Source organism: Bacillus sp. FJAT-26390, from assembly GCF_001682865.1.
Classification (GTDB): domain Bacteria; phylum Bacillota; class Bacilli; order Paenibacillales; family Paenibacillaceae; genus Pristimantibacillus.
Genome location: NZ_MAQX01000033.1, coordinates 278,753 through 292,868, shown reverse-complemented (window position 1 = coordinate 292,868; position 14,116 = coordinate 278,753). Strand labels below are relative to the sequence as shown.

12 protein-coding genes are annotated in these 14,116 nt (G+C 49.1%); 8 read left to right on the top strand and 4 right to left on the bottom strand.

Features of this window, described 5'->3' with window-relative positions; all coding sequences use genetic code 11:
* Positions 1-33: 33 nt before the first annotated feature.
* The gene (locus A7975_RS25610) at positions 34-609 is read right to left on the bottom strand and encodes a PadR family transcriptional regulator (protein ID WP_065387009.1); all 576 of its coding nucleotides are present in this window, start codon (positions 607-609) and stop codon (positions 34-36) included.
* A gap of 190 nt (positions 610-799) precedes the next feature.
* Between A7975_RS25610 and A7975_RS25605 the strand changes: the two genes are divergently transcribed.
* The 5 genes from A7975_RS25605 to bcp all read left to right on the top strand — a co-directional run bounded on the left by A7975_RS25605 (position 800) and on the right by bcp (position 6,280).
* On the top strand, positions 800-2,359 hold the full coding sequence (locus tag A7975_RS25605; protein WP_065387008.1) for a helix-turn-helix domain-containing protein: 1,560 nt from the start codon (positions 800-802) through the stop codon (positions 2,357-2,359).
* 134 nt (positions 2,360-2,493) lie between these two features.
* A complete protein-coding gene (locus A7975_RS25600; protein ID WP_065387007.1) occupies positions 2,494-3,825 on the top strand; it encodes an ABC transporter substrate-binding protein in 1,332 nt (443 codons plus the stop codon).
* 230 nt (positions 3,826-4,055) lie between these two features.
* Positions 4,056-5,114: an asparaginase gene (locus A7975_RS25595; RefSeq protein WP_065387006.1), complete on the top strand. Its 1,059-nt coding sequence runs from the start codon at positions 4,056-4,058 to the stop codon at positions 5,112-5,114.
* A gap of 1 nt (position 5,115) precedes the next feature.
* A complete protein-coding gene (locus A7975_RS25590; protein ID WP_065387005.1) occupies positions 5,116-5,796 on the top strand; it encodes a VOC family protein in 681 nt (226 codons plus the stop codon).
* Positions 5,797-5,809: 13 nt separating this feature from the next.
* Complete coding sequence (bcp, locus tag A7975_RS25585; protein WP_065387004.1) at positions 5,810-6,280, top strand: thioredoxin-dependent thiol peroxidase; 471 nt, start codon at positions 5,810-5,812, stop codon at positions 6,278-6,280.
* Between the two features lie 75 nt (positions 6,281-6,355).
* Here bcp and A7975_RS25580 read toward each other — a convergent pair whose 3' ends face one another.
* Positions 6,356-8,218, bottom strand: a complete 1,863-nt coding sequence (locus A7975_RS25580) for an LTA synthase family protein (protein WP_053373673.1) — start codon at positions 8,216-8,218, stop codon at positions 6,356-6,358.
* Between the two features lie 341 nt (positions 8,219-8,559).
* On the opposite strand from A7975_RS25580, the gene A7975_RS25575 reads away from it, so the two are divergent.
* A complete protein-coding gene (locus A7975_RS25575) occupies positions 8,560-9,462 on the top strand; it encodes a M15 family metallopeptidase (protein WP_141680427.1) in 903 nt (300 codons plus the stop codon).
* 104 nt (positions 9,463-9,566) lie between these two features.
* Here the strand turns inward: A7975_RS25575 and A7975_RS33320 are convergent, their stop codons facing one another.
* The gene (locus A7975_RS33320) at positions 9,567-9,722 is read right to left on the bottom strand and encodes a DUF1540 domain-containing protein (RefSeq protein WP_076266302.1); all 156 of its coding nucleotides are present in this window, start codon (positions 9,720-9,722) and stop codon (positions 9,567-9,569) included.
* A 72-nt stretch (positions 9,723-9,794) separates the two neighbouring features.
* On the opposite strand from A7975_RS33320, the gene A7975_RS25570 reads away from it, so the two are divergent.
* Entirely contained in the window at positions 9,795-10,766 is a 972-nt protein-coding gene (locus tag A7975_RS25570; RefSeq protein WP_053373675.1) for a nucleoside hydrolase, read from the top strand.
* A 72-nt stretch (positions 10,767-10,838) separates the two neighbouring features.
* Here the strand turns inward: A7975_RS25570 and A7975_RS25565 are convergent, their stop codons facing one another.
* A complete protein-coding gene (locus tag A7975_RS25565; RefSeq protein ID WP_065387002.1) occupies positions 10,839-12,155 on the bottom strand; it encodes a deoxyguanosinetriphosphate triphosphohydrolase family protein in 1,317 nt (438 codons plus the stop codon).
* Positions 12,156-12,392: 237 nt separating this feature from the next.
* Here A7975_RS25565 and cls point away from each other — a divergent pair, with 237 nt between their 5' ends.
* Positions 12,393-13,841, top strand: coding sequence for a cardiolipin synthase (cls, locus tag A7975_RS25560; RefSeq protein WP_053373677.1), 1,449 nt, complete (start codon positions 12,393-12,395; stop codon positions 13,839-13,841).
* Positions 13,842-14,116: the final 275 nt, after the last annotated feature.

Here is a 14,116-nt window from a genome sequence, read left to right as displayed (position 1 = left end):
TGCACGTATAACCTTACAGCGTCTATTTCATGTTCATTTAGAAGCAAGTATAACTTCACGTGCAGCCGCCGCCGCATCCTGCTCGCGCGAAGCTAAAAAAGCTTTAAGCTGTTGATGCTGATCGTTTATCAGACGCTGCAGCCTCTCCTTGCGCTCCATGCTGGCGGACGCTTCCTGTTCGGCTTGTTTCACCAATCTAAGAAGATCATAGGATGCATGCGACAAGCCTAGCTTCATGCGAATTTTATCGTTTCGAAATGACTCTGCCTGAGGTGCGTAACGTTCATTCTCAGCAGCATCAGATTTCGTTTTATTAGAAAGCAGTTTTAAGGCGGTACGGCCTTGATCGGTAATGCGATATACTTTTTTACCGCCTTCCTCGTCCATTACCGCCGTAAAGCCGCGTCTTACAAGCATTTGCAGCGTTGGATAGATGGAGCCCGCGCTTGGGATATAGAGGCCGCCTGATTGCTCTTCCAGCGCCTTCATCATTTGATAGCCATGCATAGGCTCGCTCTCAAGCAGCGTGAGAAGGGCAAATTTGACACCGCCGCGGCTGAAATATCTTTTGCCGCTGCCACGGCGCTCATCATCGATCAATTGATCCATCTTTTGGGTCACCTCGGTCATTATCATAGAGTATGACGCTGGCTAGCTTATGTTAAGTGGCTAAGCTTTGCGTCTCGTTTCATTCATTTGCATGATTTAACAGCTGCTTTTCTCTCTAACAGCATTGACAATGATTATTATTATTATTTACAATTTATAAAATAATATGAAAAAAAGGATGTGAGCGAACATGTCGCAACAGCCGAATTCAGCAAATTACAGAATCATGACGTACGATAGCACGGAAGAAGTCAAGCTTTCGGCAGGCCAGCAGTTGCAGCTGCTGAATCGGCGGGAGCACTGCTTCGCTTTTGTGCTTCAGCAGAAAATAAAGGTTACGCTTGTGAAGAAGGAATCGCGCATCTCAAATAAAGCGGTTGGCGGGGAGCTGTTTCTCATTCCGCCGCATAGCGTCTGCACGCTGCATAATGCGGGGATTCAGCAAGCGGAGGTTGTCCTTATCCGCTTTCACTGCGAGCGCTCAGAGGAAGCGGAGGATGCTGCGGAGCTGCTTCCTTACAGAGACAGCAAGGGTCTGAAGCTGCTGAGAATGCCTCAAGCGCGCAGCTGGATTCAGGATTTTCAAAGCGACTGCGGCTTAAGCGATCCAGCGTTGTATTACCAGCTGCAGTCGCAGCTTTATGCAATGGCTGCCGCGCTGCTGCAAGCTGTGCAGCAGCCGAGAGAGACCGAGGCTGAACTGATCAGCTTCGTCGAGCAGACCAAGCAGTTCATGATCGAGCAGTTCAATCTTCCGCTCGACATGGAGGAGCTGGCTAGATCCTCTGGCGTTAGCGCAAGCCGGTTTTACCAAGCGTTTCGCAGCTATACGGGCTTAAGCCCGCTCAAATATATGACCAAGCTGAGGCTGGATGCTTCGATGCGCCTGCTCTCGGGCACAACCTCCTCGATCGTTGACATTGCCCATTCCGTTGGGTATCCGGACGAGTATTACTTTAGCAGGCTGTTCAAGAAGCAAATGGGGCTGGCGCCGACGGAATACGCTCAGCTAGCGAAAAAAAGGGTGGCGACGCTCGTATCGGTCTTTACCGGAGATTTGTCTGCCGTCGGCATGACGGCATGCGCATCTTTTATCAAGGTCGACAATCTACCGCGAGAGAAAGTGCTGCAGCAGCTGCGCGAGGCGGAGCCCGAGCTCATCCTTGCCGGACCGCTGGGCGAAGAGATGCACGCGGCATGCTCTGCTATTGCACCGGTATTGGTGCTGGAATGGAAGTCCTACTCTTGGAAGGAGCGGCTATTGGATATAAGCGAGGCGCTAGGCTTATCCTCGGTTGCGGAGCGGTGGCTCACCTATTATGATATGAAGGTTCAAAACGCGAGAGTACAGCTCCAAAGCAGCTTGGGCGATGAGCCCATTCTGCTCGTGCATGCAGGGCAGAGCAGCTTTCGCATGTTCGGCCCGCGCCGGCGCAAGATGAAGGACTTCTTTTATGATGATTTGCAAATGGCTTCACCGAAGTCGGCGCATCAAATCGGCTTTCTGGATACGAACTCGCTTGATGAGATCGCTGAATTAGGCTGCAGCAGCGTCCTCTTTCTCGTACCGGCAGAGGCATCCCGCGCTTACTGCGACCAGCTGGAGGAAAGCTGGCGGCGCTTAAGACAAACGGACCAGAAGAGAAGGTGCATCTTCATCGGCTATCATGATCGCTTGAATTATAATCCGACCGTGCATGATAGTCTCATCGACGAAACGGTCCGGCATTTGCTAAGTTCCGCACAATAGCAGACTCATAGCCTAAGCAAGATTTTTTAGATAAAAATAGAACGAAATGGTTATCATTTAGGGAGCATGAAGCCGATAAATAAAGTAATGGCAATGAACCGTTAAGAGCCTTTACTTTGAATCGGGGGAATTTGATGAAACTCAAACTAATGGGAAAAGCATTATACCCGCTCTCGTTGATAATCATGGTCTCTTTTATAAGCGGCTGTATGCATACAGGTGGTAGGACAGATAAGAAGGAACCGACAGCCGCTCCTGATAAAGTGACTTTGAAGGTCGTGCAAAGCTTGACGACTCCGCAGCGGACAGCGCAGCTTAGGAAATTAATCGAACATTTCGAATCGGTAAACCCTAACATAAGCATTGAGCTGGTTTCGCCGGATTACGAGACGGCTGACGAGAAAATTTTGGATATGCTGGAAAATAAGCGGCAGGTCGACATCGTGGAGGTTCGAGATATTACGGTGCATGAATATGCCTCCCATGATCTTCTTGCAAGCCTGGAGAATTACATTGCTACGTGGAGCAACTATATGCATCTTAGTGAGAATGCCAGATTGATGGCTAGGGATTTCGACAATATCACTTACTTTATTCCGAGCAGCCTTTTTCAGGTGCAGCTTTACTATCGCAAGGATTGGTTTGATGCGAAAGCGCTTCAGGTGCCGGAAACGTGGGAACAGCTCTTTTTTGTCGGCAAGCAGCTGACGAAACCGGAAATCCAGCAATACGGCTTTGCCTTTCGAGGCGGCTTAGGCGCAGCGAGCATGCTGTCGAGCATCATACAGGATTATAACGGCGACAAGGTCGACGCCAACGATTCCATGTTCAATACGGACGGATCAACGATCTTTACTGGCGAGCGTGCGGCCGAGGCGCTTGAGCTGTACCGCAAGATTTATGTAGAGACTGCGCATCCGACATCGATAGATTGGGGCTTTAAGGAGCAGGTTGAAGCGTTTGTGGATGGCAAGGCCGCGATGCTTATTCAGGATTCTGACGTCATCGCCACCATTCAAGAGAAGCTGAAGGAAGGCGAATGGGCTACAGCGCCTTTGCCTACGGGCCCGCAGGACGTTTCGCATTATAATGTTGGTGCGGCCGGCTGGGGCATTGCGAAGCAATCCGGCCATAAGGATGAGGCGTGGGCATTCATTTCTTACCTGTCGTCGCAGGACAATAATCGTGCCTTCACAGATTCAACAGGAGTCGTATCGATATATAATGACGACTACGATGTGGAGAAGTATTCGACCGGACCGTATGCGCCGTATATGCTGATGGAGAACAACCCCATTCGTTTCCGGGGCGTCAAAAGGCCAAGCCAATATACGAGATACAGCGAATATTATCAAATGTGCGCGAAAGCAGGACGCCAATTTTTGCAGGAAAGCATATCGGCTAAGACGCTGCTGAAGCAGTTCGACGACTTCTGGCTGAGGCAAAGAGATGCAGCGGGCAAATAAGGATGAGGAGGATGCGGCAAGGCGATGGATTAGCCTTGAAGCATCCTCCTCTTGTCTATGCGTATGTGCATGAGGCGCTTCGCGGGTTTCGTATGAAGCGGGCGCCGAGGGGTAACCTGTTAAGAACGGCTTGACGTCTTGACCTGATGCAGCGCCGCATATACGATAATAGCAATCATGAAATGATTATCGCAGATGTAGCGACAGCTATATAGCAAGGAGGAACAGTAGTGAAGCAATTGTTAGTCGTATTTACAGGAGGAACGATCGGAAGTTTAAAACAAGGAGAGGGCATTGATGTAAATCAATCAGGCTCTTATATGCTTATTGATGTATACAGCAACAGCTCTGAGAAGAGAGACGATGTAGCGCTGCATGCGATGCAGCCGCTTAATCTGCTGAGCGAGAATATGACGACGGATGATTGGATTACGCTGGCTGAAGCGATTCGGGGCATGGATCTATCGCAATATGAAGGCTTAGTTATTACGCATGGCTCGGATACGCTGGCGTATAGCGCTGCTTTGATCAGTTATTTGTTTGCCGATTCGAATATTCCAATCGTGCTGACCGCAAGCAATTACCCGCTTGCGGATGAGCGCAGCAACGGCCGCCGCAACTTTGCGAATGCCATTGATTTTATCGCGGATGCGCAGCTTCCTGGCGTGTTTGTCGTGTATGAGGATGACAAAGGGGTGCCGCTTGTTTATCTCGGAACGAGAATTACGCAGGCGATATCTTTTACCGATCAATTTGGAAGTCCTTACGGCATCCCTTACGGGGCGATGGCAGGCCGAGTGTTCAACTGGCTTGAGCATGAGCGCAACCCGAAGCCTGAATCGCTGCGCCTTGCACAGGCAGCATCATATAACTGGGAGCCAAAGGCGCTGCGCCTTGAGCATGGCATCGTCTATATTAGGCCTTATCCCGGCTTGAATTATTCTTATTATGATTTCTCGTCGAATCAGCCGAAGGCAGTGCTCCATGATCTGCATCATTCCGGCACGGCGAGCGCGATCGAGGAAGGCCCGCATTCGCTTGTGCAGTTTATCGAACGCTGCAAGGAGCAAGGCATCGATGTCTACATATGTCCGATAAGAAACCGATCGGATGCGCTTTATTCATCATCACTGCGGCTTATTGAAGCGGGGGCAATCGTCATTGAGAAGCTGTCTGTTGAAGCAGCACTGACCAAACTCATGCTGGCATATGGATTATATGAGGATAAAGAAGAGGCCAAAGCATTTGTAACGCAAACCACTTTGTATTATGAACATAACGAGGTGTAAAATGATTATTGAAAAGCTAGCGCTAGTAACCGCAAACTCGGCAAGCCTTCAGCCTTTCTACAGCGACATTCTTGGATTTCCGGTTATTCGCTCCGAACAAGGCAGCTTCACGGTACAGGCTGGCTGGAGCGAGCTAACCTTTCAGGAGACAAGCGATGAAGCTGATGGGGAGCATTACTATCACTTCGCTTTTACGATCCCGGAGAACAAGCTGCCGGAAGCGAAAGCTTGGATCGAGGCGAGGGTTCCGATAGGTACGGAGGCAGGCGAGGATGTGTCATACAGCGAATCATGGAACTCGCATTCTGTTTATTTTGAGGACCCCGCGGGTAATATTTTGGAGCTGATCGCTCGCCATACGATGGACAATAGCGTAGAGCGGCCGTTCGACCCGAAACAGGATATCATTTGCATTAGCGAGATTGGCGTTCCAACTGCCGATATTCCGGCTGCGGTAGAGCATTTGGCGAAGCTTGGCCTGATGTCTTATAAAACGACCAATGAAAGCTTTAATCCGATCGGTGACGATAACGGCTTGTTATTGGTCGTATCGACGGGAAGAAGATGGCATTTCACGAACAAAACGGCTGAGAGCTTCCCGGTGCGAGTCCACATACGCGAGGCGGGCGAGCTGTCTTTCAGCAGCAATGAGCATGGCTTGACGATTGAAAATATAAATTAGAGGAGCATGTGCAATGGGAGAGCAATTGAAAACGGGTGACATCGTTCCAAATTTCAAGCTGCACGCATCAAACGGCAAAGATGTAGAGCTGGCGGATTATGCGGGCAAGAAGCTCGTTATTTATTTTTATCCAAGGGATATGACGCCTGGCTGCACGACCGAATCCTGCGACTTCCGCGACTTTAACGGTGAGTTTGGTACAAATAACGCTGCGGTTATCGGCATCAGCCCGGATGATCTGGCATCCCATGAGGAATTCGTGAGCAAGCATGAGCTGCCGTTTTTGCTGCTGTCGGATACGGAGCATACGGTGTCCGAGCTGTTTGGCGTTTGGAAGCTGCGGAGCTGGAACGGCGAGGAGTTCATGGGTATCGAGCGCTCAACCTTCCTGCTGGACGAGCAGGGCAAGCTTGCGAAGGAATGGCGCAGCGTCAGCGTAGACGGGCATGTCAAGGAAGTGCTTGAGGCTGTAAAAAGCATCTAAACTATTTTGAACGAAAAAAAAAGGCTCACCTTGAAGCAGCTTATCGCGCTTCAAAGTGAGCCTTTTGTGTGTTCTTTAGTTTTTCTTCCAGCTAGGCAATTGGCTTACGTAGCTGTCGGAGAGGTTGAGCAGCTCGAGTGCACGCTGGTACTCATCCTCTGTTGCTTCCTGCTCCTTGATGCCATCACCCGCGAGCGAGTAATGCTTGCCATCCTCGTAGCCGCTTCCCGACATGAACAGCTCTTTGCTGCTTAAGAATGAGCCTGTTGGGAGATAATAACGCTGTGGAAGCACGTTATAGGACTGATTGAACAAATCTTGCCCGAAGTGGATATGATCATCCAAGGAAATGCCGAGCATGTTCGCAATCGTTGGCAAAACGTCCACCTGACCGCCAAGCTGATCGAATACTTTTCCTTCGGTTAAGCCTGTTGATGCAACAACAAGCGGGATATTGATCATATCGGTGTAGCTGTATTCATGGCCGTAAATTTCAGCCATAAGCGCTTTGTCGTCACGGTCCAGCGAGTAAATCGGAAGGCCGAGATGGTCGCCATAGAGCAAAATCAAGCTGTTATCCCAAATGCCGCGTTCCTTCAAATCGGCAATGAACTTGCCAAGCGCGAAGTCGGCATAGTTTTGAGCACGGATATAATCGCCTACGAAGGTGTTCTCATAACGCTCTGGGAGCGTCATTTTGTATTTGTCCGCAGGTATCGTAAACGGGTGATGCGATGTCATCGAGATGACGTGCGAGTAGAACGGCTTGCCGTTTTGGCTCATGCGTTCCATCTCAGCTGCTGTTTTCTTGTAGAGCTGCTCATCGGAGGCGCCGAAGAACACCGTATCTTCATTGCCAAAAAACTTCTGATCATAATAACGGTCGAAACCAAGCGCCTTGTAAAGCTCGCCCCGGTTCCAGAACTCAACGACGTTCGTATGGAACGTGGTCGTATCATAGCCATTCGCTTTAAGCAGCTTCGGCAAGCTTGGAAGCTCTTTGTCCGCGTAGATCATCGTTGCCGCGCCGCGAGGCGGAATGTAGAACGACGTATTGACGACAAATTCAGCATCGGATGTATTGCCTTGGCCGACCTGCTGGTAGAAATGTTTGAAATAGTAGTTTTCATTCACGAGCTTGTTGATGTTCGGCGTAATCTCTTTCCCGTCGATTTTAAGGTTGACGAGGAAGTTTTGGAACGACTCCATTTGAATGATAATGACGTTTTTGCCAGCCGCTGTCTTCCATAAAAACGGAGCCGCCGGCTTCTCGATTTTTTTGACGCTATCGATTTTAGTTTGAGTAATATGGTTTGGATCAACGAAATCAATATCTTTGTTCGAGAAAATCATATAAGCCTCGTAGTTGAGAATACCCATTTGCTCCGCTTTGACAATCTCATTCATGCTGGCGCGGTTTGGCAAAATGTTGAATAAGCAAAGCGCGATCGAAATGGTAAACAGCGCAACGACCAGGCGTTTGCTCTCTTTGCGGGAGCTTGCTTTCTTCCAATTGACGGCCTTCTTGCGGCGAAACAGCAATACTGCCATGATAATAATGTCGATAAAGATAAGCAGGTAGTATGGATCCATTAGCGAGAATACGCTGTTTTTGACCGCTGTTACCTGATTCACCTGTTCTAGCGCGAGATAAGTCACGATAACGCCGTAATACTTATAGTACATGATGACGGCGAATAGAATAAGGGTCATTAATAGGTTCGCAATCAAATAGTAGATAAGCTTGCGTTTGGATGCAAAATATTCAATGAGACAGTAAACGATAAGCACAAACGGAATTTCTTTTAAAATCGTAGTCCAGGAAAACCCATCCTCGAAAATCACCATCCAAGCCAGGTAGCTCTTAAGCAGCATGATAAACGAGAAAAACAGGATGGGACGAGTGCTTAGCAGTCGTTTTGGAGTTAAAAATGTCATATAACCGCCTACCTTTCACAGCAAAAACAGGCCGTCTCTCCGAGGCAGCCAGCCCGCTCATAATAATATATATGCGTTCTGTAAATTCTTATCCCATTATGCTCCTAATTATAGTCGAATGTCAAAAGGCAAAAGGCTCCTCCATGCCCAGTCTTATAATTGTCTAATTAGCAGTACATACATGTTTTTGTTCTATTTCTATTACGTTACATGATTACCATGCTATTAGATTGAAACATTACCGCCATTTTAGTAGTCTATTAGTTAGTTGCTAGTGGACAAAGCATGAATACGAGTATAATTACATGAAATATATGTAAAATATATGCTGGAGGCAAATGATGAAAAAAAGAAGAGGAAGGCTGCTGTTGTTCGTTATGGTATGCGCGGCTATGGTCATTGGTTACTCTTTTCTAAAGACGGGCGATTCGGCAACGATACCGACTAAGCAGGCGGCTGGCGATGGTTCGGTTGAAAGCGGCGGGGAAGTGTCGGGAGATGCCGGAGCAGCGGATCCAAATGGCGGTGCGCCGGGCAAGACTGAGACACCGGCAGATGGAAATGCGGGAACTGGAGGCAATGGCCAGGCGACGGATAAACCGAGCGGAGAGTCTGGTGGCGGACAAGATGAGCAGACCGAGGATGGAATGGCGGTCATCGCACAACCTGCAGAAATAGCTGTGCTCGTGAATAAACAGCACAAGCTGCCAGAGGAATATAACCCTTCGGACTTAGTGTTTCCAGACGTTCGGTTTATATTTTCAGAGAAGATAGAAAAGCGCAAAATGCGGCAAGAAGCGGCGACGGCGCTGGAGAATATGTTTAAAGCTGCCGAGAATGACAGCATCCAGCTGGCAGGCGTATCTGCTTACCGCTCGCACAGCACGCAAAAAACGTTGTTTGAGCGTTACGTGAAGAGAGACGGCCTAGAGAAGGCAAGAACGTACAGCGCATTTCCTGGCACAAGCGAGCATGAGACGGGCCTTGCCATCGATGTTTCCGGCAGCGACGGCAAATGTGCCGCGGCTGATTGCTTTGCGGATACGAAGGAAGCGGCTTGGCTTAAGAAGCATGCCCATGAATACGGATTTATCATCCGCTACCCGGAGGGCAAGGAAGAGATTACGGGTTATCAATACGAGCCATGGCATATCCGTTACGTAGGCAAGGATACAGCAGCTAAGATCGCTGAGAGCGGCGAGACGCTTGAGGAGTATATGGATGCGGTACCCGTTGCCAAATAAAAAAGCAATAGCAGCAGCGCAAGGCTCAAGCGGCAACTGACTTCGTCACAGGAAGTTCACTCGCACATAGCGCTTGCGCTGCTTTCTATTGATAAAGCCCTTCGTTAGATCTTTGCTTCAAAGGTTTTGCAATCTGTTTCTTCGGAGTTGCTGGCTTGCTTGCCGCGATTGCTAACAACATAAATAGATGAGGCGCCGCAGTGATTTCCTGCTGCCCAGAACTTGCATGAATTCACTTCGCATAACACATCCTTAGCCATTGACAATTCACCTCCTTATTTATAGGATGGACAAACGATATATCGTTTTATACTCAGGAAGGACGGATTGATATGGGAACTAAACTTTATTTTAATCACGATGCCGGTGTTGATGACTTGGTATCTTTGTTTCTTTTGCTGCAAATGAAGGACGTTGAGCTTATTGGCGTATCGGTTATTCCCGCTGACGGTTATTTGGAGCCGGGCGAGAAGGCGAGCCGCAAAATCATCGACCGTTTCGGCAAACCGGCGAAAACGGAGACGATCGAGGTCGCAAGGTCAAATTCGCGCGGCGTCAATCCGTTCCCGGCTGAATGGCGGATGCATACGTTTTTTGTAGATGCGCTGCCTATACTTAATGAATCAGGCACGATCCGCACGAAGGTTGCCGCGCTGCCTGCCCATCAGCATATGATCGAGCAGCTGCGCCGCTCTGACGAGAAGGTGACGCTGCTATTTACAGGGCCGCTAACTGATTTGGCGAGAGCTTTGGATGAAGCGCCGGACGTGGAAGCGAAGATCGAGAAGCTTGTCTGGATGGGCGGCACGTTTAATGAAAAGGGCAACGTCCAAGAGCCTGAGCATGACGGCACCGCAGAATGGAACGCCTTCTGGGACCCAGAGGCTGTGCACCGCGTATGGGCAAGCAGCATTCCGATTTTGCTTGTCGCGCTTGAGAGCACGAATAAGGTTCCCCTCACGATGGACGTTCGCAATCGCTGGGCTTCGCTGCGCAAGCACGAAGGTCTCGACTTTGTTGGGCAATGTTATGCGGCATGCCCTCCGCTTGTTTATATGGAAACGAATTCGACCTACTACTTATGGGATGTGCTTACGACGGCTGTCGTCGGAAACCCGGGGCTCGTGGAAATCAAGACGGTGCAGAGCGGCGTTATCAAGGATGGACCTAGCCAAGGCCGTACGGTAGAGCGTGCCGATGGTCGCCCCGTAAGCCTTGTTTATGACGTTGATCCCGTTCGTTTCTTTGATTACATTACAGACCTATCCGCGAGCGCGGTAAGCGCGAATGCGGGACAAGGCTAGAAGCTACAATTACTTAAAAAAAGCGCAGCCCTCGAATGAGATCATCTCATTCGGAGCTGCGCTTTGTTATGGTTAATCCATTTCGTATATGGAACCGGATTTGCTGGCATAAAGCTCGGCGTAAACCTTCTCCGCGTAGGCATCGGTCATGCCTGAGATATAATCCGCGACAAAGCGCGGCCAGCTCCACTTGTTCTTATGGATCTCATAATTCTCGATCCAGTCAGGCGGGATGATGAGGCGGCCGGAGTCGGGCACCTTAAAGCTGTCCCACAGCCTGCGGACCATGATCTCGCTGCGCATTTGCAGCCGCTGAACGCGGAAATCTTTGATGAGCGTCACCCAAGCGAGCTTCTTCAGTATTTCCATCGTGCGCAGCAATTCGATATCCTGCTGCCCGTTGTTGACGAACGTAACCTTCTTCCAGCCGCGTGACGTGTCGTCAATGATGCCTACCTTGCCTGCGAACAAGCTGACCCAGCGCGCCTTCATTTCCCTTCTCGTGCGGGAAGGCTCGCGCTCGCTGCTCACGTACAGTGATTCCCATTGCTCGAAATAAGAGACGAGCACACGTTTGACCATGGCGGGAATATCGACCTCTCCCCAGCCGATGCCGTTATTGACCTTGTCCTCTACAATTTCTTGTACGACATGGTCAATGAGCCTGCTGTCCTCAAAGAAGGTGCGGTTCATGTGAATTTTGCCGGCACGAATGCCGTCCTCGATATCATGAGTCGAATAAGCGATGTCATCGCATAGGTCCATAAGCTGGGCTTCCAGCGTCGAACAGCCGATTGGCATCTTCCATGACTGGCGGATTTGTTCAATCTCTCCCCATTCGGAGCTGTACAAGCCCTTTAGCCGACCAGGCTCGTCAAGGCTAAACGGATATTTGTTAATGGCGAGCAGCACGGCAGCGGTCAGATCAAGGCCGCTGCCGCTTCCGGCGCGTTTCTCCAGAAACATCAGTATGCGAAAGTTCTGGGCATTGCCTTCATAGGGAATGCCGTATTCCGCCATGAGCAGATGATTCAGCACTTCCTCGCCTTTATGCCCAAACGGCGGATGGCCGAGATCATGGGCAAGCGCAGCAATTTCTACGACCGCCGGATCCAAAATGAGTCCCGGATGCTCCTTGCGCGATAGAAATGCATATTGCTTATTAAGCCTGCGCGCGACTTCGCGAGCAATCTGGGACACTTCAAGCGAATGGGTTAATCTTGTCCTATAATAGTCGCCCGTGCCGGCGCCGAATACTTGCGATTTGCCTTGCAGACGGCGGAAGGCAGGGGATTGAATGAGCCTTGCATAATCCCGTTCATATTCATCGCGCTCCTCGCTATAGGTGCCGAGAGCTTTCTCGTCTAATCTAAATTTGCGTATGTCCATTGCAGTTCCTCCAGTACCACTTCTGCGGGTCTTATTGTTTTATAAAAAAGAAATGGAGTCTACCGTTTCAGCCTTGAATTTTTGGCTTATTGTTAAGAAAGGCGAATCTTTCTTCTTCATAATGAATAGTATGGCGTTTCTGCTTGAATTGTAGCATATAATGAAGCTTGAACATACACCGTCCTTGGAGTATGATCGCATTAGCTTTTACATTAGATTGAGGTGCTTATTATACGGATGGCCATTATGCAAAACGCATACGCGATTATTATGATTCTTAACATTTTTTTGGCGGTTACCGTCATTTTTCTCGAAAGGCGCAATGCGAGTACGACATGGGCTTGGCTGATGGTGCTTTTCTTTATCCCGGTTATCGGGTTTGTCATGTACTTAATTTTGGGGCAGAAGGTACGCAAAAGGAAGCTGTATAAGCTGCTAGGCGACAGCCAGCGCATTATCGAGCACACGATCGAGAGGCAGATGCGCCAGCTTCGCGACGGTGAAATCTCTTTTCATGATCCGGCGATGCATAGTTATCAGGATATGATTTATATGAACCTGAAAACGAGCTATGCGGTGTTTACGAGCAACAATGCGGTGGATATCTTCACCGAGGGCAATCAGAAGTTCGACGCTCTGCTTCAGGATATTGCAGCCGCTAAACATCATATCCATCTCGTATACTATATTGTCCGTGACGACGAGCTTGGCAGAAGGCTGGTGAAGGCGCTCGCAGCGAAGGCGGCAGAGGGTGTCGAGGTTAAGTTTTTGTACGATCATATTGGAAGCTCCAGCTTGCCGAAGCGGTATTTTCATGAGTTAATCGCGGCAGGGGGCCAAGAGGCGGCATTTTTCCCTTCGAGAATTCCTTATTTGAACTTGAAAATCAATTACCGCAATCATCGCAAGCTCGTAATCATTGACGGTCAAGTCGGATATATCGGCGGATTTAACATCGGAGACGAATATTTGGGGCTGGATAAGCATTTCGGCGAGTGGAGAGATACGCATTTGAGGGTGCAGGGCAATGCGGTGCTCCAAATGCAGGCGCAGTTTTTGATGGATTGGAATCTGGCGGCATCCGGCAAAATTTTGCTGAACGAGCTGTATTTTCCGATTGTGAGCGATGATCTTGGCACGATTGGCATGCAGTTGGTCGCTAGCGGCCCGGATACCGAGTATCAGCAAATTAAGGATGCGTATATCAAAATGATTTATGCGGCCAAAAAGACCATTTGCCTGCAAACGCCTTATTTTGTGCCGGATGAAAGCTTAATGACAGCGCTGAAGATCGCGTCCTTGTCCGGAGTTGATGTACGTATCATGCTGCCGAGCAAACCGGATCATTTTTTCGTATACTGGGCGACTCATTCCTATTTGGGCGAGCTTATTGCCGGAGGGGTCAAATGTTATTTGTACGAGAAAGGGTTCCTTCATGCGAAAACGCTCGTTATCGATGGAAAGGTCGCTTCCGTCGGTACAGCCAATCTCGATATTCGCAGCTTCAAGCTGAATTTTGAGATGAACGCGTTTATCTATGATACGCAGACATCGGCTAAGCTGCAACAGATCTTTGAGACTGATATGGAAAATTGTACGAAGCTGACGGCTGAGGTTTATGGCAAACGTCCGCTCATGAACCGTTTCAAGGAGTCGATCTCAAGGCTGCTCAGTCCGATCCTATAGACAGACGTAAGAAGGGCTTCTGCTTATCTAAGATAACCAGAAGCCCTTCACCTGCTTGGCAGACTACTATTCAATTTATTCAAACGCTCCAATCCGCTTCTTCCTTAATCTTCTTTGTCCTTTCGAATTTGTTACAAACCTTATCGACTTCGATCCTATCCTTCTTGACCTCGATCAACATCCTTTCGATTTGTTTCAAATCCTTTCCTTCCATAAGTACCTGTCATCCAAATGGTCGTTTACAAATCGTTCGCTTTTGTCCCCGCATGTCCTTT